Source organism: Methanocella conradii HZ254 (genome assembly GCF_000251105.1).
Taxonomy (GTDB): Archaea; Halobacteriota; Methanocellia; order Methanocellales; family Methanocellaceae; genus Methanocella; species Methanocella conradii.
Window position 1 is genome coordinate 158,240 of record NC_017034.1, and the last position, 21,897, is coordinate 180,136.

Annotated in this window: 24 protein-coding genes; 13 read left to right on the top strand and 11 right to left on the bottom strand. The window is 55.0% G+C overall.

The window, feature by feature from the left end; genetic code table 11:
- Window positions 1-95 precede the first annotated feature (95 nt).
- Together MTC_RS00850 and MTC_RS13705 are read right to left on the bottom strand one after the other, a co-directional pair.
- On the bottom strand, window positions 96-968 hold the full coding sequence (locus MTC_RS00850; protein ID WP_014404777.1) for a DUF7847 domain-containing protein: 873 nt from the start codon (window positions 966-968) through the stop codon (window positions 96-98).
- Window positions 969-1,044: 76 nt separating this feature from the next.
- A complete protein-coding gene (locus MTC_RS13705) occupies window positions 1,045-1,173 on the bottom strand; it encodes a hypothetical protein (protein ID WP_272941612.1) in 129 nt (42 codons plus the stop codon).
- Between the two features lie 103 nt (window positions 1,174-1,276).
- Between MTC_RS13705 and MTC_RS00855 the strand changes: the two genes are divergently transcribed.
- On the top strand, window positions 1,277-2,029 hold the full coding sequence (locus tag MTC_RS00855) for a glucose-6-phosphate isomerase family protein (RefSeq protein WP_014404779.1): 753 nt from the start codon (window positions 1,277-1,279) through the stop codon (window positions 2,027-2,029).
- Window positions 2,030-2,031: 2 nt separating this feature from the next.
- Here MTC_RS00855 and MTC_RS00860 read toward each other — a convergent pair whose 3' ends face one another.
- A complete protein-coding gene (locus tag MTC_RS00860) occupies window positions 2,032-3,057 on the bottom strand; it encodes a DUF362 domain-containing protein (RefSeq protein WP_014404780.1) in 1,026 nt (341 codons plus the stop codon).
- Between the two features lie 124 nt (window positions 3,058-3,181).
- Here MTC_RS00860 and MTC_RS00865 point away from each other — a divergent pair, with 124 nt between their 5' ends.
- Together MTC_RS00865 and MTC_RS00870 are read left to right on the top strand one after the other, a co-directional pair.
- Window positions 3,182-4,177: a sugar phosphate nucleotidyltransferase gene (locus MTC_RS00865; RefSeq protein WP_014404781.1), complete on the top strand. Its 996-nt coding sequence runs from the start codon at window positions 3,182-3,184 to the stop codon at window positions 4,175-4,177.
- Window positions 4,178-4,181: 4 nt separating this feature from the next.
- Complete coding sequence (locus tag MTC_RS00870) at window positions 4,182-4,877, top strand: nucleotidyltransferase family protein (protein WP_014404782.1); 696 nt, start codon at window positions 4,182-4,184, stop codon at window positions 4,875-4,877.
- Window positions 4,878-4,974: 97 nt separating this feature from the next.
- Here the strand turns inward: MTC_RS00870 and MTC_RS00875 are convergent, their stop codons facing one another.
- Window positions 4,975-5,925, bottom strand: a complete 951-nt coding sequence (locus MTC_RS00875; RefSeq protein WP_014404783.1) for a DMT family transporter — start codon at window positions 5,923-5,925, stop codon at window positions 4,975-4,977.
- Window positions 5,926-5,985: 60 nt separating this feature from the next.
- Between MTC_RS00875 and MTC_RS00880 the strand changes: the two genes are divergently transcribed.
- From MTC_RS00880 to ribB, 3 genes are read left to right on the top strand one after another with little or no spacing between them, the layout of a single operon-like run.
- Complete coding sequence (locus MTC_RS00880) at window positions 5,986-6,810, top strand: NAD+ synthase (RefSeq protein WP_237705932.1); 825 nt, start codon at window positions 5,986-5,988, stop codon at window positions 6,808-6,810.
- Between the two features lie 45 nt (window positions 6,811-6,855).
- Complete coding sequence (locus MTC_RS00885) at window positions 6,856-7,518, top strand: DUF120 domain-containing protein (RefSeq protein ID WP_014404785.1); 663 nt, start codon at window positions 6,856-6,858, stop codon at window positions 7,516-7,518.
- The gene (gene ribB, locus MTC_RS00890; RefSeq protein WP_014404786.1) at window positions 7,515-8,210 is read left to right on the top strand and encodes a 3,4-dihydroxy-2-butanone-4-phosphate synthase; all 696 of its coding nucleotides are present in this window, start codon (window positions 7,515-7,517) and stop codon (window positions 8,208-8,210) included. Before MTC_RS00885 ends, ribB begins: the two co-directional genes overlap by 4 nt.
- A gap of 120 nt (window positions 8,211-8,330) precedes the next feature.
- Here the strand turns inward: ribB and MTC_RS00895 are convergent, their stop codons facing one another.
- From MTC_RS00895 to MTC_RS00915, 5 genes are all read right to left on the bottom strand, one after another.
- Window positions 8,331-8,513, bottom strand: coding sequence for a 30S ribosomal protein S27ae (locus MTC_RS00895; protein WP_014404787.1), 183 nt, complete (start codon window positions 8,511-8,513; stop codon window positions 8,331-8,333).
- Between the two features lie 13 nt (window positions 8,514-8,526).
- A complete protein-coding gene (locus tag MTC_RS00900; protein WP_014404788.1) occupies window positions 8,527-8,880 on the bottom strand; it encodes a 30S ribosomal protein S24e in 354 nt (117 codons plus the stop codon).
- A gap of 16 nt (window positions 8,881-8,896) precedes the next feature.
- On the bottom strand, window positions 8,897-9,421 hold the full coding sequence (locus MTC_RS00905) for a GTP-dependent dephospho-CoA kinase family protein (RefSeq protein ID WP_014404789.1): 525 nt from the start codon (window positions 9,419-9,421) through the stop codon (window positions 8,897-8,899).
- 2 nt (window positions 9,422-9,423) lie between these two features.
- Window positions 9,424-9,651: a transcription elongation factor subunit Spt4 gene (gene spt4 / locus MTC_RS00910; protein WP_014404790.1), complete on the bottom strand. Its 228-nt coding sequence runs from the start codon at window positions 9,649-9,651 to the stop codon at window positions 9,424-9,426.
- Between the two features lie 93 nt (window positions 9,652-9,744).
- Window positions 9,745-10,239 (bottom strand): hypothetical protein, encoded by a 495-nt coding sequence (locus MTC_RS00915; RefSeq protein WP_143767019.1) that lies wholly within the window; start codon window positions 10,237-10,239, stop codon window positions 9,745-9,747.
- 157 nt (window positions 10,240-10,396) lie between these two features.
- Between MTC_RS00915 and MTC_RS00920 the strand changes: the two genes are divergently transcribed.
- The 7 genes from MTC_RS00920 (at window position 10,397) to MTC_RS00950 (ending at window position 20,428) form a co-directional block, all read left to right on the top strand.
- Window positions 10,397-12,772 (top strand): oligosaccharyl transferase, archaeosortase A system-associated, encoded by a 2,376-nt coding sequence (locus MTC_RS00920; RefSeq protein ID WP_014404792.1) that lies wholly within the window; start codon window positions 10,397-10,399, stop codon window positions 12,770-12,772.
- 104 nt (window positions 12,773-12,876) lie between these two features.
- Window positions 12,877-15,330 (top strand): oligosaccharyl transferase, archaeosortase A system-associated, encoded by a 2,454-nt coding sequence (locus MTC_RS00925; protein ID WP_014404793.1) that lies wholly within the window; start codon window positions 12,877-12,879, stop codon window positions 15,328-15,330.
- A complete protein-coding gene (locus MTC_RS00930) occupies window positions 15,327-16,535 on the top strand; it encodes an outer membrane protein assembly factor BamB family protein (protein ID WP_014404794.1) in 1,209 nt (402 codons plus the stop codon). Before MTC_RS00925 ends, MTC_RS00930 begins: the two co-directional genes overlap by 4 nt.
- A gap of 17 nt (window positions 16,536-16,552) precedes the next feature.
- Window positions 16,553-17,554: a sugar phosphate nucleotidyltransferase gene (locus MTC_RS00935; RefSeq protein ID WP_237705933.1), complete on the top strand. Its 1,002-nt coding sequence runs from the start codon at window positions 16,553-16,555 to the stop codon at window positions 17,552-17,554.
- Window positions 17,555-17,562: 8 nt separating this feature from the next.
- Complete coding sequence (locus tag MTC_RS00940; RefSeq protein WP_014404796.1) at window positions 17,563-18,519, top strand: UDP-glucuronic acid decarboxylase family protein; 957 nt, start codon at window positions 17,563-17,565, stop codon at window positions 18,517-18,519.
- Window positions 18,516-19,358 carry a dTDP-4-dehydrorhamnose reductase gene (rfbD, locus tag MTC_RS00945; protein WP_014404797.1) on the top strand — a complete coding sequence of 281 codons (843 nt, stop codon included), beginning with the start codon at window positions 18,516-18,518 and terminating at the stop codon, window positions 19,356-19,358. Before MTC_RS00940 ends, rfbD begins: the two co-directional genes overlap by 4 nt.
- The gene (locus MTC_RS00950; RefSeq protein ID WP_014404798.1) at window positions 19,355-20,428 is read left to right on the top strand and encodes a glucose-1-phosphate thymidylyltransferase; all 1,074 of its coding nucleotides are present in this window, start codon (window positions 19,355-19,357) and stop codon (window positions 20,426-20,428) included. The genes rfbD and MTC_RS00950 overlap by 4 nt, the downstream gene beginning before the upstream one ends.
- Here MTC_RS00950 and rfbB read toward each other — a convergent pair.
- Window positions 20,425-21,399, bottom strand: a complete 975-nt coding sequence (gene rfbB, locus MTC_RS00955; RefSeq protein ID WP_014404799.1) for a dTDP-glucose 4,6-dehydratase — start codon at window positions 21,397-21,399, stop codon at window positions 20,425-20,427. The genes MTC_RS00950 and rfbB overlap by 4 nt on opposite strands.
- On the bottom strand, window positions 21,392-21,871 hold the full coding sequence (locus MTC_RS00960; protein ID WP_048188819.1) for a dTDP-4-dehydrorhamnose 3,5-epimerase family protein: 480 nt from the start codon (window positions 21,869-21,871) through the stop codon (window positions 21,392-21,394). Before MTC_RS00960 ends, rfbB begins: the two co-directional genes overlap by 8 nt.
- Window positions 21,872-21,897 lie beyond the last annotated feature (26 nt).

A 21,897-nucleotide genomic window follows, 5' to 3' on the forward strand; every position in this document is an offset into this window, starting at 1 on the left:
TATATAACCATTGCTATACTCATCGGGCATTTAGCATATTTTTGTTAAACAAATTATGGCATACTCGTTAAAGCGCAGCCATAACATCTCGCTGGTCAGACCACGTTATCGGCCGAGAAATCGTAGTCGAAGTCCGTGATTTTCTTTCTATTTTTAAGGGCCAGGTAGAGCTCGGCCTTAAAGAGGGCCAGGAAGGAGAACACGAATCCCTGGATTAGGATTTGAAAGACGGCCACGGTGAGCAATGCGCCCATGCCCAGCGTGACGGGCGCCAGGCTCAGGGCCTCCGTGACGTTCATAGAGGCATTCGCCCCCACTAGGGCCATATAGCTCTCGTTCGCCATCATCGCCCCCGCCAGGCCGAATGAGATAGGAAGCTGCACGAGCGCCTTCAGGACGACCGCAATTATGAAGAACCCCGCGGCCGCTGGCAGGTTGCGCTTGACGAACTCGATGCTGTTCTTGAAAGATGCGATGGCTCCCGACCCATCGGCAACTATGCAAATGTCGTAGAACTCTATGGAGAGCAGGCATAAAAAGGCCAGTCCCAGCGCCAGGAAGCCCAGGATCGACCCCATGAACGGGCTGGCGGCTACCCCTGTTAGCAGCAGGAGCGCCACCCCCGTTATTAAGAAGTAAAAGACTGCGAACGATATCACTCCAGCCATGACCATTTTAACGTAGTTTTTCATGGCTGTATCCATGAATGTGGCCATGCTTGACGTCCCCTTGTTTCTGACCTCGACTGCATACCCCAGGGCGCCGCCCGTGATGAACGGCATGATAAGCAGGGGCAGGACCAGCTGAGAATAATTGACAGCTATGCTTTTTGTTATCTCGTCGAACTTGCCGTAGCCCGCCAGCACTGGTAGCGATAGCACGCCCACAGCGAGCCCGGCCATCAATAGGATGGGGCTGCTGCCCATCTCCCTCACGCTCTTCCCAAAAATTGAAACGAAGTCATCCATCGCTGGCTCGCCGCTACTTTAAACGTGGCAAAAGCATAAATATTTAGCGTATTACGCTGAAAGCAGCCCTATGAAATCACGTCCTCGTGGTGTCCTCGCTGCCACACTGAGGGCACACGATGGGAAAAAAGTACGGGTCCGCCTCGAACACGAAGCCACACGTCTTACAGATGAAAAAGACCTTACTCTGATCGACCTCTTCCATAATAAAGGCACCAACTCGAAGCATTATAAAGGATTCGGTCGGCCACATTAAAATTATCCTCAAACGTTATAAAGGCGAGCGTCGAATATATCGTTGGTGAATTATGGAGAAGGTGCTCGAATTCGGCTCCAGCCGGGTGAAGCCTGACGTGCGCAGGCTCAGCGACATGAGAGAGGTCATCTACGATATCGAGTGGCTGAAGGGCGCGCCCGATATGGAGCTTTATTACATGTACAGGGACCTTGCCGTGAGCAAGGGCGATCGCTCTATTATATTAGACCACCGCCTGCGCTACGATATTACGGTCATCCCGCCCAACAGGCTGGGCGCAGAGTACGTGAAAACGGCGGGCCACTATCACCCCTTTGTCGAGGGCACATCGTATACCTACCCCGAAGTATACGAGGTACTCAGGGGCACTGCGCACTACTTGTTGCAAAAGTGCGAAGGGGGACGCATCACGGACGTCGTCATGATAGAGGCGAAGGAGGGCGACAAGGCCATAATACCGCCAGGCTATGGCCACGTCACCATCAACCCATCAAATAGGGAGCTTAAGATGGCCAACTGGGTCTCCCGCGACTTCTCCTCCATCTACGAGCCTTATAAGAAGTGTGGAGGGGCCGCATACTTCGAGCTTGCAGACGGGAGGCTTATCAGGAATGGGAGATGCGACCATATCCCGGATATAAGGTTCCTTAAGCCCACCAACATCGCCAAGCTAGGGCTGAGCAAGGGCAAGGAGATGTATGGCCTTGTAAGGGACGTCGAGAAGCTCGCCTACCTGAACCGGCCTCAGGACTATGGCTGGCTCTGGGAGGCGGCGCTAAGCGACAAAAACCGGGCCGTCCGCTGAGTTCACTTAATTTCTTTTATTTTCGGGTTTAGGTCGCCCCTGACGCCAAGGCTTTTAAGCTCCCTGACCTGGGTCCAGCAGTCTACGCCATATGCATCGTTGAATATCTTATAGTCGGCCCTCTGGAGGAAGGCGGCGTCTACGGATACAGGCGAGTCCGAGGCGAATATGCCGATGTCATTCATCACCCGGCTGCCTGGAGCGGGCACGCAATCGCAGAACTGGGATATGTTCTCGGCGAAAGACACGTAGGAGACCTTGCCCTTCTTAAACGTTGAGAGCACAGCATATGCGGTTGAGGCAAGCGCCTTCCCCAGGTTCTCCTTATCGATGAGCTTGATGGCCCCCTTCGGGCATGCCTCCATGCAGACAGGGCAGCGCATGCACTCCGGGGAGATGTTCCTCGCCTTTCCCTCGACGATGTCGGGCAGGCCCATCTCGCACACTTTCTTGCAAAGGCCGCAGCCCACGCACTTCGACTCGTCTATCTCCAGCCCAACGGTCCGGTGCTGCCTGAGCTTGCCCTTCCTTGTGGCACAGCCCATGCCCAGGTTTTTAATGGCTCCCCCGAAGCCGGTGAGTGCGTGGCCCTTATCGTGCGACACCACTATCATGGCGTCCGCCTCGGCGATGGCGCCCGCCACCTCGACCTCCTTGAGGATGCCCTTCGTCTTTACCAGCCTCTCGTTCTCGCTCCTCAGCCCGTCCGCTGCTATAAACGGGGCGAAGCCGAAGCCGTTCATCCTGGCAGTCCCACAGTGGTCTACTGCGTTGTTGCGCTGCGCCAGGTAATACGTGTTAGAATCCGTGAGGAAGGGCTTTCCGCCAGCCTCCTCGACCTTTTTCACGATCTGGTGCACGAAGAAGGGCTGAACGTAGTAAGGGTTGCCCATCTCGCCCACGTGAAGCTTTATGGCCACCAGGTCGCCCTTCGACACGCAGTCAAAAGTCCCCGCAGCGTCGTAAAGGCGTTCCGCCATCTCTAGAAGGTTACAGGACGTATCCCACGGAACTAAATGAACGGTCATAAAATTAAATAGCCCCTATACTAACATAAACCTGTCTCCATGCCGGAAAAAGTTTTTAAGTAAGGGGAGCAAGCTAGATAGGAGAGAGTCCAATGAATCATTGGTTATACGCTGGGTGGTCGTGATGATCGGGATGGTGCTGTGCGGCGGCTCTGGCAAGCGGCTGAAGCCTTACACGGATAATACTCCCACCCCCCTCATCGAGATCAAGGATAACTGCACCATTCTTGATAAGCAGCTATTCGACTTCGCATCGGCCGGGATAAAGGAGGTAATACTTTTAACTGGCTATAAGGGCGACATGATAGAGGCCCGGTATGGCAAGGAGTATAAGGGCGTGAAGCTCTTGTATCATAATGAGGAGAAGCCCCTCGGTACGCTAAACGCCCTGAAGGCGGGCATGGAAATGGCCCGTGGCCGGGACGTCGTTGTGAGGAACGGCGACGTGGTCACCGACGTGAACATTAAAAAGATGATGATGAGGCACGTGAACAGCCCTTATCCCATCACCATGTTCGTCACCCGCATGCGTAGCCCCTTTGGCATCGTTGAGCTTGGCGAGGACAGGGTGAGGTCATTTAAGGAGAAGCCTCTCCTGGAGTATTACATTAACGGCGGCATATACTGTATAAACAAGGATGTGCCGGTCTCTCAGTTCGAGGGGGGAAGCCTTGAGCACGCATTGTTCCCAAGGCTGGCCGAGGCCAACCAGCTCGGGTATTACAGGGAGGACGGGGTGTTCTGGGCGACGGTGGACACGGTGAGGGAGCTTGAGGAGGTCAGAAAAGAGTATAAGAATAAGACGGATAAGCCCTGGGGCTACGAGAAGGTTTTGATAAGCACCGATAAGTACCTCACCAAGGAATTATTTATAAGGGCTGGCTACCAGACCTCTTTCCATAAGCACCCCCGTAAGGACGAGACCATGTACATCCTCGAGGGCGTGGGCTACATCGAGTTCGAGGACCATAAGGAGCACTTCGGCAAGAATGACACTATCAGGATAGAGCCCAACGTGCCCCACACTATCGTGGCCACCGAGAATACAATCTTGCATGAGGTGTCGACGCCATACTTAGAGGATACGGTGCGGATCAAGGACTATTATAATGTGAGGTAGTTGCGTGAAGGCTTTCATACTCTGCGGGGGGCGTGGGGAGCGCCTGAGGCCACTGACGGATAGCATGCCTAAGCCCATGGTCAAGGTGGGGGGAAAGCCCATCCTGGAGTACCAGCTAGACTTATTGAGGAAGCATGGCATCGAAGATGCCGTCCTGCTGGTCGGGTGGCATGGGGAGGCCATCGAGCGATACTTCGGGGACGGCAGCAGGCTGGGTATGCACATCGAGTACTCCTATGAAGACCCTGATAATAGGCTTGGCACGGCGGGTCCCATTAAGGCTGCCAGGGATAAGGTGGATGGCACGTTTATCGTGATGAACGGCGATATCATTTCTAATGCTAATATAGCGGGCATTGTCTCTTTTCACGTGGGCATGGGGTGCTGGGGCACCATTAACATGATTAATATGCCCTCGCCTTATGGCATCATAGACCTGGATGGCAGCAGGATAGTGCAGTTCAGGGAGAAGCCGGTTTTGCCCTATAAGATGAATGCGGGCTTGTATGTCCTTGAGCCTGAAGTGGTGGACTTCATGCCCGACGTTGGCTCTATAGAGACTGACGTTTTCCCGAAGCTCGCTGCGCTGGGTAAGCTTTGTGGCTACGACTCTACCGGCATATACTGGAGCGACGTGGGAACCCACAAGGACCTCGAGAAGGTCAATAAGGACATCATCGCGGGCAAATTTAAACTGTAAGTTCTCTAAGCCTAAGAAGCTCACTATGAAGACTATTAAGGGCACGAAGAGCTTCACACGACTTACTAGCCTTTATAGTGGCTAGACATTGAGGCCTTCAGTGGTGGCGATGCTGGTCGTCGTGCCGGTGGATGTGCTCGTGCGTGATGGTGCCATGGACGTGGATGTGGGTGTGCGCATGCTCCTCACCGAATAGGAGGAGAGCGCCAAGGACCATTAGGGGGGCTGAGATGTAAAAAGAGGTATCGGGGGCGCCCCTGAATATGAGGAATGATACGATGACGCCAGCGAAGGGCGCTGTGCCCATCAGGGCGCTGGCACGGGCAGCGCCGATGTGGCGCATTGAAAGTATGAAGAGCGCGATGCTAAGGCCATAGCAAAGGCTGCCGACCAGCATCGCCGCCATGATGATGAAGGGGCCGGGGAGGGGGGCGCCTAAAAGCAGCGCTAAGGCTAGGGAAAAGGCGCCCGATACCGTGCCTTTCACGATGCCTATCGACACGGGGTCTTTAGAAGAGATGCTCCTCGTGAGGTTATTATCCAGGCCCCAGAGGACGCATGCCACGATGATGCTGACGGCGCCAAGCGAGGCCCCAAACTGTGCGCCGTCGAAGGATAGCACGACGCTCGACGCCGTGATGAGGCCGATGGCCGCCCAGGCTCTCTCCCCGACGTACTCCTGGAACATGAAGGCGGCAATAAGCGTAGTGGCAACGCATTCGAAGTTCAACAGCAAGGACGCGGTCGCTGCAGGCGTGCTCTGTAGCCCGAGCAGAAGCATTATGGGCGCGGCCACCCCTCCAGCCAGGACTGCGCCAGCCAGCCACGGCGTATCCTTACATGTGAGCTGCACCCCAACTTTAACCCCGAATGCGCTGCGCGCCAGGCTAAAGGCCAGAAGCCCTGCTCCGCAGCCCAGGTATAAGAGCCCTGCTAGCAGCACAGGGTGGGCTTCCCCCAGCAACACTTTTGCGAGGGGCGCGCTAGCCCCAAAAAGTATGGCCCCCACGATTGCAAATAATAAGGGGCGTGCCCGAGAATATATCATTGAATGAAAATACGACATCCCATGATAAAAACCTTTTAAATCAGGCAGCGCATATTAGGGATGGTGACCATGAAAGGCCTCATGCTATCCAAGGATGAGCTGGTGAAGTGCGAGAACGCGATAGAGGAGGCCATCGTAAAGATAGTGGAGATGAGCAAGACTAACGGGGCCATTGTAGCGCTGAGCGGGGGGATAGACTCCTCGCTGGTCGCCACGCTAGCCACGAGGGTGGTCGACGTGTACGGGCTCATACTCCCGGACCCCTCAACGAGCGATCCTGGTGACGTGCGGGACGCGGAGGACCTGGCGAATAGCCTGGGCATCGACTACGAGGTAATAGATATCGGGGGCATATTGAAGGCGATCTATGCGGCCAGGCCGAAGCTCGGGCCCAGGGAGTGTAAGATCGCCTACGCTAACGTCAAGCCCAGGGTGCGCATGGTCATGAACTATTTTGCAGCTAACCTCGACGGCCGGGTGGTGCTGGGCACGGGTAATAAGACCGAGCTCCTCATGGGCTATTTTACGAAGTATGGGGATGGCGGCGTGGACATGCTCCCTATCGGTGACCTTTACAAGACCAGGGTGTGGCAGATGGCCAGGCATGTGGGCGTACCCGAAAAAATCATTAAAAAGCCTCCATCTGCCGGGCTGTGGAAGGGCCAGACCGATGAGGAGGAGATGGGCATACGCTATGAGCTTCTAGATAAGGTGCTTTACGGCGTTTTCGACCTTGGGCTTACCTATGAAGAGGTCGAGAAGGCGACAGGAGTGGATGATGCCACCTTTACCCGCATAATGGAGCGTGTCAGGGATAACGAGCATAAGCGTAACATGCCCCCCATCGTGGACATAGAGGCTGTGCTCCGGTCCTGCCACTCATAAAGCCTACTCTTTTAATCAGAAATGATATATACAGGCTTATCATACATGATATGCATCTTAAATTTGAGGGACTACATGGACGTCGATATCCTTAAGAAGCTCGCCCTCATGGGAGCCATGAAAGGGCGGGTAAGCCTCTCCTCCGCCAAGCTGGGCTCCACAATAGGCATGAGCTCCCAAACGGCGGCGAGGCGGCTGATTCGCCTGGAAAAGCAGGGGTACATCACGAGGGTACTCACAACAGAAGGACAGGACGTGCGCATCACAGATAAGGGAATCTCAAAGCTCAAGGCCGAATATCTGGACTATAAGAAGATATTCGAGGAAGGACAGAGACAGCGGCTCAAGGGGAGGGTCACGACGGGCCTCGGCGAAGGCCAGTACTACATATCGCTGGAAGGCTACAGGAGGCAGTTCGTCGAGAAGCTCGGCTTCGAGCCTTATCCGGGGACCTTAAACCTACAGCTTAAAGAGCCGTTTGCGGTGCACGATACGTCAGCCATAAAGATAGAAGGCTTCAAGGATTCAGCGAGGACGTTCGGGGGCGGCAAGTGCTACCCGGTGAAAATCGATGGAATAGAGGCCGCAATAATCCGGCCGGACCGCTCCAGCTATCCCCTGAACATGGTGGAGGTCATCGCGCCCGTCAACTTAAGGGAGAAGCTGGGGCTCAAGGACGGGGACGAGGTGGAGGTGATACTGGAATGATACAGGATGCGATCAAGGCTTTACAGGATGGGCAGCCGATACTCTTATACGATTTTGACGACCGTGAGGCCGAGACCGATATCGTGATTGGCGCCGAGTTTACGACGCCTAAAGAGGTCTATCGCCTGCGGCGGGACGCAGGAGGCCTCATCTGTACGGCCATCGATCCCGTGGCCTGCGAGAAGCTGGGCATACCGTATATGGCTGACGTGTTGAGGTATGCGGGCAACTCCGGCAACGGCTTCAAGGCCATCGAGTCCATCTACGAGAGGGCCGGCGACATCCCGTATGACTCTAAGTCGTCTTTCTCATTATGGGTGAACCACAGGAAGACTTTTACGGGCATAACGGACAATGACCGCTCTTTAACGATCACGAAGCTGGCTGAGGCCACCAGGAAGGCCATGAATGGCGGCCATGTCAACTTCGGCGCCGAGTTTCGCTCGCCCGGCCACGTGCCCCTCCTAAGGGCCGCCCCGAACCTGCTTAAAGATAGGAGGGGCCAGACTGAGCTTTCCATCGTATTGGCGAGGGCGGCTGGGATCACCCCTGCCATGGTCATGTGCGAGATGCTCGACGGCGAGACGGGCAGGGCGCTCGGCAAAAAAGATGCCATCGCCTATGGCAAGAGGAACGGCCTCGTCTACGTAGAGGGCAAAGAGGTCGTGGACTACTTTAAAAGCATTTTATAAAAATGTCTCGTACGCCGTCCTCGCAGTGTAATACTTTTCATGCCTGCGCGACGGCATACCTATAATCATCACCTGGCCAGGGGGAGCGTCCTCGCCGGCGATAGTTATGGCCATAATGCTTTACTTTTTCTTATACTCGGTGTACCCGCACTTGCCGCACGATAAACGGTCTGCGTGGCTCGCCAGGAATACGCCGTCGCCGCACCTCGGGCACGACTGGCCCTTGCGCACGACCTTGCCATCTTTCACTTCATACATGCGGGACTTCAGGCTCACGCCCTTTGCTGCCTTCTTCTCAGCCATTACGACCCCTCAATTACTTCTTAGGCTCCGCCGGCTTCGCTTCGGCCTTAGGGGCTTCCGCGGCGGCCTCGCCCTCCTTCTTAGCTTCCTTCTTCTTCTCGTTCCGCTGCACGATGTGCTCGGCTTCGACGCTCTTCAGGCGCTCCACGGTCTCGTATATCTTCGCGTAGCCCCTGGTCTCGCGCTTGCCGAACTCGGACCTCATGCGCTCGATGATGACGAGCTCCGGCCTGGAGTTCAAGTAGGCGGCTATCTTCGCCTTGATCTCCTCGCGAGAGGGCGTCCCAAGGTTATGGGAAACGCTAAACTTCACCTCACGCCTCTGTAACAGCGGATTCTTCTTCTCCTCAAGTACTTTTATGTCCATTCTATCACCTTTGAGGTCATTCTTTTATCATTTGCTCCATTAAGGAGCACGTTTCACGTTTTTTATCTTCAGTCACCCTCACGGCCACCACGCCCTCGCTCGGCTGCCCGTAGAGGATGACCGAGCCAACGGGCGCGTAAACGCACGCAGGTATGACAGCCAGGTCCTCTTCCCCTTCCACATAGATGCGGACAGGCCTTTCAGAGTACATGTTATCCCTTATGGCGCCGATAAGCTCCTCGGTGACAACGCCTGCGGGGTTCTTCACCCTCACGTCCATGAACGACTCGTGGGCCGTGCCCTTCTTCACCTCTATGTCGACGGGAAGCCGCATGGTAAGGTCGTCCACGATACACATGTCAGGCACCCTTCCTGATTTTAGCAGGAAGTACGTGGTCACGTCCCCGATGGAAATGACCTTCGGGGGGCTCTTAAAGCCCTTCAAGATTCCCCTGAGGCACTCTTCGCCTTTGCAGCGGTACAGCTCTCCGAACGGCGCCTTAAGCCGCTCACGCAATGCCGGCGTCAGCCTATATGCCAACTTTACCGCACCTTCAGCGCGAACTTGCCGGGCCTCTTAATACCCATTATTTTCGCTATCTCCGACTTCAGAGGGTCTACTATGACCAGGTAACCGCTCCAGTCCTCGCTCAGCGCGCCCGACTGGCAGGATGGGCATACCTCCCCCTCGACGAGGCTGTGGCACTCCCTGCATGCCTTCAGGTTGCTGCCCTTCTTCCTGGCTCGGGATTCTCCTTTGATCTTCGCCATCTAGATAACTCCGGAAATTTTGATTTTGATTGCCTCAGGTAGTTGAGACGACATAGTAACTTCGAAGTATATATAGATATTCGAGCGCCGGTCTCAGGGCCACCAGAATATCGGCCATGGCGGGAAGGCGTAGCATTGTCTTGAGATAATTGCTATTATCCAGTATAGCTGTTGTATGAAATGCCAGCCTTCCATGTAGGGCGCGTTTGGCACTGGTGGGATGCGAGGCTCTGGAGTGGCGGAAGGCTCAGGCGTCGGGGTTGGCCGTTCAGCCGTGCGCTCCCACCGCTGAGGCATGGCCTGCTGCATCTGGACCGGCGGCTGCACGGCCACAATAGGCGGATACTGCGAAGGCCGGGGGTAATAAGGCCCCGGCAACGTCATGTTATATGGCTCCGGCGTGGGTGAAGGGACGGCTTTCCGGGCGCCTTTACCGCCTAAAGCCACAGACGTATGGTTTTTCATGCCATGGTCCCCCGTCTTATACGCAGTCAAATAGCTGGAGACAAGGAGCGCAATGGCTATGGCCACCATGGCAAGAACGGCCAATGTAAGTCCAAACTTTAAAAGGTCATGCGCCATGCTCACGCCAAATGATGGTATAGGGCGGGCAAGGATAAACGTGATGGCATATTTTAGCGGAAATAGGAATGCGCGCTAAACACGCCATTAGCCCACAAATCCAAGTAAAATAAGCAATAAATTATTAAATTGTTAATTAAAAAATTTATTTTTGGTCCTATTGATGAGCAAGAGCCATAAGTCACGGTGTAAGTCATCCAGGAAAGGTGGCGTAGAAGTATCGGAAAAAGCGATGAGAATAAGCAGCCCCACGTTCTTGCTGGCGGGCATCATGCTTCTGGGCCTTGTCATCAGGTCATTACCTGCACTGTATTGCATAGTCGGGGGAAAAGTCATATTCCTCGACCTGGATGCATATTATCACATGAGGCGGACCATATATGCTCTACACCATTTCCCGGCCGTGAACAACTTCGACTCATACGTCGATTACCCGTATGGGTTCTACATAGGCTGGCCTCCGCTATTCGACATCATCACGGCCGCTGCAGGGCTCCTGGCCGGGCTCGGCCGCCCGGATGCCCTCACCATCGAGATTGCGGCTTCTGTCATGCCAGTCCTGATGGGCGTTGCCACAATCGCCCTCACCTATTTTATTGTTAAGGATGTCATGAACGAGAAGGCAGCCCTGCTCGCCGCATTGCTCATGGCCATAATGCCTGGGGCCATTTTCCGCTCGCTGTTCACCATAGTCGACCATCATGCCCTTGAAGTGCTAGTCTCGCTTACGATGTACCTATTATTTTTACGCTCAGTATCCTCAGCTAAAAAATCGGGCCTTAGCATTTCGAGCCTAAGACCTGCACTTGTATATGCCATCGCTGCGGGCGTGGCAACGGCTTGCATGGTGTTCTCATGGGACGGGGCGCCCATTTTTATAAGCATCATCGTCGCCTATGCTATCGCCCAGTATGCCTATGATGCCCTCCACAAAGAACGCTCTGACTATCTGGCCATAGCCGGCGTCATCCTCTCCTCGATGGCTCTAATCATCGTGGCCCCAATAGTAGCCACGGGCGCCAAGAACCCGAAAATAGCCTTTAGCGCCTTTAGCCTATCGTGGTTCCATATCATTTACTTGCTATCCATCGTATTCTTTTTCATCGCCACGGGCGTCATCTCCATAGTCCTTTATAAATGTAAGGCGCGCTGGTACACGATGCCGGCCATCATCATCGCAATGGCCGCGACCGCGGCGACAGCCCTCAAGCTTGCATTGCCTGATTTCCTCACGGGCATAGAATTAGGCATAGCCTACCTGGGGGGCTCGATAAAGGTGATGAGCACCATAGCCGAGGCGGAGCCCCTTTTCATCGTGAGCGACCAATTATCATTGACTGTCCCCTGGTCGTTTTTCTCTATAGCCGGCCCCATCGCCGTTCTCGGGCTGATCGCATATCTCTTTTCGCTAAAGGATAAAAAGCTTAAAAACGCAGAGCTTTTCCTCCTCGTGTGGACCATCATCATGATCATCCTGGGATTAATGCAAAAACGATTCATGAACCTGCTCGCGGTGAACGTGGCGATTTTCGCGGGGTTCGCCATCTATGGGGCTTTAGAGCTGGCAGGCCTTGAGCAATACTTCTCCAATTTGAAAAAAATCTCCGCGTCCAGGTCCGGCTCTATGCCCGCCACGCTTCTCGGCGCGTGCGCGGCCATTGTGCTCCTCCTGATACCCGTATTGCTTAGCAGTGTGGCGATGGCAGGCTCGCCACCGATATATGCCCTGGACTGGAATGAGGCGTGTCAGTGGGTTAATTATAATACGCCTAAGACTTCTTATGCTTATTCTGCGGACATTGGCACTCATCCTGAGTATGGCGTAATGTGCTGGTGGGACTACGGCAATTATATCTTATACAGGGCTGAGCGCCCGGCCGTGGCCAACAACTTCCAGACGGGGGTCGAGGACGCTGCCCGCTTCTTCGTGGCCCAGGATGAGGAGACGGCGAACGCGATAATGGATAAGCGGAACGCGAGGTACGTCATGGTCGATTATCGCATGGGCTCCCCGGCTTCGGGAGTGCACAGCGGGATATTCGAAAACATGGCTTACCTGGCCGGCGAAGATCCGATGAGCTACCATGACAATACGGCTACAAATAAGGCCATGCCTGATATAAAATATTATAATACAGTATATTATAAATTATTCAACCTGGATGGCTGCGGCGGGAGCGTCAACGGCCACTTTATCGACTCGCTTAAACACTATCGCCTGCTATACATCACCGCCGGGGTGGACCCGGTGATGGTATTCGAGTACGTGAAGGGGGCCACGATAACGGGCAGGGCGGCCCCAGGCTCGACGGTTGAGCTCAGGCTAAAGCTCGCCTCACCTTATGGCCAGAGAACGTATTATAGCCAGACGATGGCCGGGCCGGACGGGCAATACGCCTTCGTCGTGCCCTACCCGACTTCATCCTCTTCATTCATAAAGACTGGCGCAGCATATACCATCACATCCGGCTCCACGTCATCGGAGGCCGAGGTGCCGGAGAGCGCCATAAAGGATGGACACGTGATACAGGCCCAATAGGCGCTTTTAATTAACTAGCCCAAGGTAGCCTTTGCTTTTGGTCCGCAGGCGTGCTTAGCGATAAGAATTTAATTACGAAGTTGAATCTATTATGGGTTTTCATTATGGGCTCTAAACGGAAGGCGCCTAACCGTGAGGCGCGAAAGGCGGATGCCGGAAGGCCCCTTGAAATTGGCGGAGGCATGGCCAAGTCGCCGCGCGCACCCATCAGGGTGGACAGCAATGTGATACTGCTTTTATCCATCTTTGTAGTGGCGCTCGCGCTGAGGCTGCTTCCCATCGCCTTCTGCCTATCGAATGAAGGCATCATGTTCTCAGAGTTTGACCCGTACTACCATATGCGAAGGATAGTCTATGCAGTAGACCATTTCCCGCTCCTCAACTCGTTCGACTCTTACGTGAACTACCCCTACGGGTATGGGATAAGCTGGCCTCCACTGTTTGACCTCATCGCCGCCTCGCTATCGCTCATCGTCGGCCTGGGAAGCCCCGGAAGGGGCACCATTGAGGCGGTATCTGCAGCCGTCCCGGTCCTGCTCGGCCTGCTCTCAATCGGGCTTCTCTATTACATTGTAAAGGACGCTATCGGCAGGGAAGCGGCGCTCGTCGCTGCGTTTTTCATGGCGGTGCTGCCCGCCTCCATCTTCAGGACCGCTTTCGCTTACACCGACCACCATGCCCTCGAGGTATGCGTGTCCCTCGCGATGTACCTCTGCTTCATGAGGGCCGCTGCCTCTGCAAGGAAGGAAAAGCTAAGCTTCAAGAGCCTTAAAAAGCGGCCTCTGGTATATGCCGCCCTGGCGGGCATTGGCATGGCCGGCATGGTATTCTCGTGGGATGGCGCGCCCATCTTTATAGGCGTCATCGTGGCCTACTCGTTCATCCAGTATGCGTATGACGCCTTCAGAGGCGAGGATACAGAACATTTAACCGTCACAGGCTTCATCGCATCGCTCATCGCCGTGACCATCGTTACGCCATTCATCATGGCCTGCCCTGCCGGGCGGGGTTTCGTGGTTTCCGCACTATACCTCTCATGGTTCCATATCCTTTATCTCGCAGCAATCGCCATGTTCTTCATAGCCATGTGGGGCCTGTTTAGGCTATGCTCGAACGTGAAGGCCCCGTGGTTCACGGCGCCGCTCGCAGCGCTCATAGGAATTGCCGTGCTCGTGGCATCGGCGAGATTCGCCCTCCCCCAGATGTTCAACGCACTCGAGGCGGGCATACAGTTCCTCATGGGCAGCGGCAACGTCCTGGTGACCATTGTGGAGGTGGAGCCGCTATTCAGCAATAACGGCCAGTTCTCCTTTGACGTGCCATGGGCTTACTTTTCTACCGGGGGCCTGCTGGCGATACTGGGATTTGCAGCCTTCCTCTTCACGAGGAACTGGAAGAGCCTCAAGGAATCTGAGGTTTTCCTGCTCGTGTGGACCGTCATGGTACTCCTGCTTGGATTATTGCAGAAGCGCTTCGTCTACGTTCTTGCGGTGAACGTGGCATTGTTCGCGGGCTTCGCCATGTATGAGGCGCTGAAGCTCGCGGGCTTTTATGAACATTTGCCAGAGAGCCGCGGAAAGAAAGCCTCCCGCCAGAGGGGCGCCTCAATAACTCCCCCCATGGTGGCGGTGGCCATCGTATCGGCCATCCTGCTCATCCCCATATTAATGAGCGCCATATCCATCGCCGGCAGTATGGAGCCATATGCGCGGAACTGGAATGAGGCGTGCCGGTGGGTTGATGAAAATACGCCTAAGACCTCTTATGCTTATTCCGCGGACAATGGCACCCATCCCGAGTATGGCATAATGTGCTGGTGGGACTACGGCAATTATATCTTATACGAGGCCGAGCGCCCGGCCGTGGCCAACAACTTCCAGACCGGCGTCGAGGATGCGGCACACTTCTTCATAGCCCAGGATGAGGCGTCCGCAAACGCCATAATGGAGAAGCGAAACGCAAAGTATGTCATGGTGGACTATCGCATGGGCTCGCCATGGGCAGGGGTGAGTAACGGCATATTCGAGAACATGCCATACCTGGCGGGCGAGGATTCGAATAGCTATCATATGAGCTATCTCATGCCCGTCCCGTACGGCAGCGAGCGGAAGCTCGATGGCAGCGCAAAGTATTATGGCTCGATGTACTCCCGCCTCTTCAACGGCGACGGCCTCGGAGGCAGGGATGGCCTGGGCTATCCCACGAATGGGCTGGAACACTACAGGTTGATATATATGACTCAGGGCAAAGATCCGGTCAAGGTGTTCGAGTATGTGAAAGGGGCTACTATCAATGGTAAAGCTGCGCCAGGCTCAAAGCTGGAGCTATGGCTGAACGTCACGGCGCCCGATGGCGATCATGCATATTATAGCACGACGACAGCTGGCATAGATGGCGCATACTCGTTCACGGTGCCCTACCCGACCTCCAGCACTGTGGGCATCGTTAAGACCGGTGATGCGTATACCATTAAGTCGGGCTCATCCTCTATCCAGGTTCAGGTCTCTGCCAGCGCCGTTGACAATGGAGAAACCGTGGTCGCAGGTGGTATGCAATGAAAAGGCTCCTTATAGCGCTCTTTGTCCTTGCAGTGCTGGCCCCTGCAATAGCTTTGGCTGATTGGCCCCAGGCGAGGCACGACGCACAGCACACCTCGGTGGCGGACTCTGCGCTTAAGCCCCCGCTGGCCGTGGACTGGCAAACCAATATAGGAGGAAAGGCCATTTCATCTCCCATAGTTTATAATGGCACGCTTTTTGCAGGGAATGGCGATGGCAAGGAGGTATACGCCCTCGACGCGGCCAGCGGCAGGCAGCTCTGGAAGTTCACGACGGGCGGCTCGGTAGAGTCCACACCTGCGGCCGCGAACGGCTCAGTAGTCGTTTGCTCATACGACGGCTACGTATACAGGCTAGACGCCTCTAGCGGCAGGCAGCTCTGGAAGTATTACGCTAAGAGCGGCATCTACTCCTCGCCGCTTATATACGATAACAAGGTCTTCGTGGGCACAGATGACGGGAGCTTCTATGCCCTGAACCTGGATAGTGGGCTTATAGCCTGGTCGCTCCCGAAGGCCACCCAATCGTCCCCTGCGGCTGATAATGGCAAAGTCTTCGTAGGCACATACGACGGCACCTTCTATGCCCTTGACGCAGAATCGGGCCACGAAGTATGGTCTTATGACACGAAGGACTCCATCCATTCATCGCCGCTAATTCATAATAATACCGTATACGTGGCAACCCGCAATGGGATGCTGTACGCCTTCGACACGATAAGCGGAAGCATACGATGGACATATGACTTAGGGTATAATACCGATGCAACGCCCTCCATCAACCTGGCCACGGAGACGCTATACATAGGGACGTATGGTGGCAGGATATTCGCGCTTGACGCCACTAATGGAAGCTTAAGATGGGTGTCGGATTTCTACGGGCCGATATACCAGAGCGTGGCCGTATCGGGCTGTTTGTATGGGGCCACCCAGGATGGCAAGCTCTTCGCCCTCGACGGGGCGAACGGCTCAGGGCTCTGGACGTATAGCCTCAAGTCTGGGGCGTTCGCATCCCCGGCAGTAGACGGCGGCAGGCTGTACATGGCCACGCTTGGAGGCGACATCGTAGCGTTCAAGGAGTCTGCCGATACTCCCACTACGCCTCCATCCTCGACCAGCGAGCAGGCTTCAACGCCATTCCTGGAGCCCATTATATGCGCCGCCGCCATCCTTCTAACGGCAAATTTATGCCGCAGGAACCGATAAAGAAGCAAGAGGAGAATATGATGAAGGTGGTCATACCGGCAGCGGGCGCTGGAAAACGGCTATACCCCCACACTTATACGAAACCGAAGCCAATGGTATCCGTCGCGGGAAAGCCCATCATAGGCCACATCCTGGACAAGATGCTCGACCTCGAGCCTGAAGAGGTCATCGTGGTCGTCGGATACATGAGAGACAAGCTCATCTCGTACATAAACACGCACTACGCTGGCGCTTTCAAAAAGGTCACCTTCGTCGACCAGGAACAGCAGCTTGGCCTCGGGCACTCCATATATGTCACCAGGAAAGCGGTTGGCGACAGCCCAATCCTCATAGCGCTCGGCGACATGATCTTCAAGGATGGCTATAGCGAATTCCTGAAGCAGCACCTGCGCAACGGCAAGTGCTCCGGCTCCATCGGCGTCAAGACGATAGACAACCCCGAGCACTACGGCATAGTGTACCTGAACCCCGATAACACGATAAATCGGCTCGTCGAAAAGCCAAGGCATTCCACCTCTAACCTGGGGATAGCGGGCGTATACTTCATCGAGGACACGCCAAGGCTCTTCGATGCGCTGGACTACGTGGTCCGCTCAAACCACTCGGGCGAGGTCCAGCTCACCGACGCCCTGCAGAGGGCCGTTGAGGAAGGCTCGGTCTATAAGACGTTTGAGGTGAACAGCTGGTACGACTGCGGCCGCCCCAGGTCGCTCCTCGACGTTAACAGGATACTGCTCTCCGAGATGGGCATTTCAGAGAACGGCGCCACCAACTCCATAATAATCCAGCCGGTGTCCATCGGCAGGAACGCCAGGGTCGAGAACTCCATCATAGGGCCCTACGTGTCAATCTCCGAGGGCGCAATCGTGAATAACTCAATCATCGAAGACAGCATCGTGGGCAATAACGCCGAGGTAAAATATATGATGCTTCGCTCCTCTATAATCGGCGACCACGCCATACTAATAGGCAAGTCTAACGCGTTGAACATAGGGGACTCGTCCACTATAGAGTTTTGAGGGTTATCATGTACACTTCAGTCGTGACAGGCGGGGCGGGCTTCATAGGCTCGCACCTGTGCGAATACCTGCTGAGCAAGGGGGAGAGGGTGATCGCAGTCGATAACCTGGGCAGCGGCAACATGGATAACGTTAAAGGCATGCTCGATGACGATAATTTTTCTTTTATAGAGCACGACGTCCGTGAGCCGCTCAAGATTGGCGAAAGGGTGGACTTTTTCTATCACCTGGCCTCGCGGGCCTCGCCCTCTGACTTCGGCCGCTATCCGATAGAGATAATGATGACAAATAGCGTGGGGACCTATAATGTAATAAACGTAGCGTTGGAGAATAAGGCCAGGTTTCTGCTGGCCTCGACCTCGGAATCTTACGGCGACCCGGACGTAAGCCCCCAGCCGGAGACCTACTGGGGCCACGTAAACCCTGTAGGCCCGAGGAGCTGCTACGACGAGAGCAAGCGGTTCGCCGAGGCGCTCACCATGGCTTTCATAAGGCGCCAGGGCCTGGATGGCCGGGTCATCCGTATTTTTAATACGTATGGCCCGAGGATGAGGCCGGACGACGGCCGGGTGGTGCCGAACTTCATAACGCAGGCTCTCTCGGGCAAGCCGCTCACGGTGTACGGCGACGGCTCTCAGACGCGTAGCTTTTGCTACGTCTCCGACCTTGTGAGGGGCATATACCTGATGATGCACTCCAACGCGAAGGGCATGGTAGTAAACCTGGGGAATCCTGACGAGATGACGGTGCTTGAGCTTGCCAGGAAGATAAAGGATATGACGGGAAGCCCGTCTGAGATAGTCTTTAAGCCCCTTCCCGAGAATGACCCCCTTCAGCGGAGGCCCGACATCGCCAGGGCTAAAGCCCTATTAGGCTGGGAGCCTGAAGTGAGCCTCGAAGATGGCCTGAAGCGCACTATAGCATGGTTCAGGGAGCGTATGAATAAAAAGGGGCGAGGGCCATGATACTGGTCACTGGCAGCGGCCTCCTGGGCTCGGACATGATAAGGGTGCTGAGAAGGGAGCACGAAGTCGTTGGCACCTATAATAAAACGCCGAAGGAAGGCACAATACGCCTGGACATAACGGACAGGGAGGGCACGATTCGCGCAATAAGGGAGCTTAAGCCCGAGTATGTCGTGCATACCGCTGCCCTGACAAACGTCGACTATTGCGAGGACCACGAGGCTGAGGCCATGGCGGTCAACGGCCAGGGCACTAAGAACGTGGTGGATGCCGCAAGAGCAGCAGGCTCTAAGGTGGTTTACGTATCGACAGATTACGTTTTCGATGGCTCCAGGGGCATGTATAGGGAGGATGACGACGTGTGCCCTATCTCCGCCTATGCACGCTCTAAGCTCATGGGGGAGCTACACGTTGAAGAGATGGAGGATTTCATCATCGCACGGACCAGCGTAGTGTACGGCAACGCCCGCCAAAACTTCGTGAGCTGGGTGAAGGACTCGCTGGCGAAGGGCCAGAGGATAAAAGTGGTCACCGACCAGTTTAACTCGCCGACCCTTTCCTACGACTGCGCCGAGGCCGTCGCCGCCCTTATAAGGAGCGGGGCTTCGGGCATATACCATACGGCGGGGAGCGAGAGGATAAGCCGCTATGAGTTCGCCAGGAAGATAGCCCTTTTCTATGGCCTGGATTTAGGGCTTATCGAGCCAGTGCCCACGTCGGCGCTCAGCCAGAAGGCGAGGCGGCCGATGGACTCGTCGCTGGACGTCACCAGGATAAGCGCCTATCACAGGATGCTTAACATAATGGAGGGGTTGAGGAAGATGGAGGAAGTGAAATGAAGGGACTTGTGTTGTCGGGGGGCAGCGGCACCAGGCTGAGGCCGCTCACCCACACAGGGCCGAAGCAGCTTATACCCGTGGCCAATAAGCCAGTGCTGCAGTACGTCATCGAGGACTTGAAGGAGGCTGGCATCACCGACATAGGCGTCATACTCGGAAACAATGGCAAGGAGCAGGTTATCGCCGAGCTGAAAGATGGGAGCCAGTACGGCGTTAAGATAACGTATATTGAGCAGGGGGCGCCCCTGGGCATCGCCCACGCCGTCCAGTGCGCCCGCGATTTCATGGGCGACGATGATTTTATTGTTTATTTGGGCGATAACATGCTCAAAGACGGGGTCAAGGGCCTCGTAGACGACTTCATGGAGGGCGACTACGATGCGGCCATATCGCTTCAGGCGGTCCCGAACCCGCAGCAGTTCGGCGTGGCCGAGCTCGATAAGGATGGCAGGGTTATAAGCCTGGAGGAGAAGCCGAAGGTGCCTAAGAGCAATTATGCGCTGGTCGGCGTCTACCTGTTCACGCCCGTCATCTTCGACATGATAAAGCAGATAAAGCCCTCCTGGCGGAACGAGCTCGAGATCACGGACGCCATCCAGAAGCTTCTCGATAATCACTATAAGGTAAGGTCTCACATCGTGACCGGCTGGTGGAAGGATACCGGTAAGCCAGAGGACATTCTGGAAGTTAACCGACTCGTGCTGGACGAGCTTAAGCCCACCGTGAGGGGCGTCATCGAGGATGGGGCGAGCGTGGCGGGGCGCGTCTCGCTTGGAAGCAACTCCATAGTAAAGAAGGGGTGCGTGGTGCGTGGCCCAGTGGTCATCGGCGATGGCTGTACCATAGAGGCTGGCACGTACATAGGCCCATACACCTCCATAGGCAACGACTGCATCATAAAGGGCGCCTACATCGAGTCGTCCGTGCTCATGGGGGGCTGCCGGGTGGAATGCGACAGCCGCATCGTAGATAGCTTAATAGGCAAGAACGCGACCATCCTCTCCGCCAACCACGAGGTGCCAAAGGGCACCAGGCTCATCGTGGGCGAGAACTCCTACCTGAAGATCTAGTTTCTACTTAAAAGCGGACGCCACCACCACTCGTTTTTGACGTACCATTCGATCGTCTTTCGCATGGCATCCTCAAAGGCGTGGGCGGGCTTCCAGCCCAGCGCCCTGGTTTTGTCGCTGTTTAGCGAGTAGCGGAGGTCGTGGCCAGGGCGGTCCTTTACAAATGTTATAAGCGACTCGGGCTTGCCGAGCTGCCTTAATATTAACTTTACCACTTCGAGGTTCGCCTTCTCGTTGCCCCCGCCGATGTTGTAGACCTCTCCAAGCCTGCCCTTTCGGAATACTGTGTCAATCCCCGCGCAGTTGTCCTCCACGTAGAGCCAGTCCCTGACGTTCATGCCCGTACCATAGACCGGCAGTGGCTCGCTGTTCAAAGCTTTGATGATCATGAGGGGTATGAGCTTCTCCGGGTACTGGTATGGCCCGAAGTTGTTGCTGCTCCGCGTTATGAGTACCGGCACCCCGTATGTGTTATGATAAGATTTGGCGAGCAGGTCCCCCGCCGCCTTCGCAGCAGAATAAGGATTCGACGGGTTTACGTTGGAAGTCTCATAGAAAGAGCCGTTTTGTATGCTTCCATAGACCTCGTCCGTTGATATCTGAAGGAATTTCCTTATATCATATTGCCGCGTCGCCTCGAGAAGCGTGTACACCCCCCTTATGTTGGACTCCAAAAAGTCTGCAGCGCTGCTTATGCTTCTATCGACGTGCGTTTCCGCCGCAAAATTGATGATCTCGTCCACGCCGAACTGCCTTATAGTCTCGCCAACAGCGCGGGCATCGCATATGTCACCCCTGATAAATTTAATTTTATCCCGAACATCCTTGAGGTTATCAAGGTTGCCCGCGTAGGTGAGCTTATCATATACGAGGATATCGATGCCAGGATGTTTTTTTAGCATGTAGTGGACGAAGTTCGAGCCTATAAAGCCCGCGGCGCCAGTAACCATTAGCGTCACACGATCACCCATGCTTTAGCCCTGGAGCGAGGCCCCAGTCATAAGGTATCTCCTTCGTGTCCGGGGGCAGCCTGTACTCGTCAGGCTTTTCATAGTTATACATCTCGGTGGGCACGTTCACAATTAAAGCTTCTTCGGTGCTTATACACTTGAACCCATGGTAAACGTAAGGAGGTATGCTCACCTGCACCGGGTTCCTCTCGCCAATGAAAAACTCATTTACCACGCCTCTAGTAGGCGAATCATTCCTGGGGTCATAGAGCACGACCTTCATCATGCCCCTAACGCACACGAAATTATCCCACTGCTTCTTGTGATAGTGCCACCCCTTCACCACGCCAGGATACGCCGAGGTAACGTACACCTGGCCGAACTTTTTAAAGGTTTCCCAATCAGGGCGCATGACCTCCATTAAAAAACCACGCTCGTCAACGTTAAGGCGAAGCGGCTTAACCACGACTCCATCAATAAGCTTCTGAGGCATTACAACCAACCAAGAAGCTAACTGGC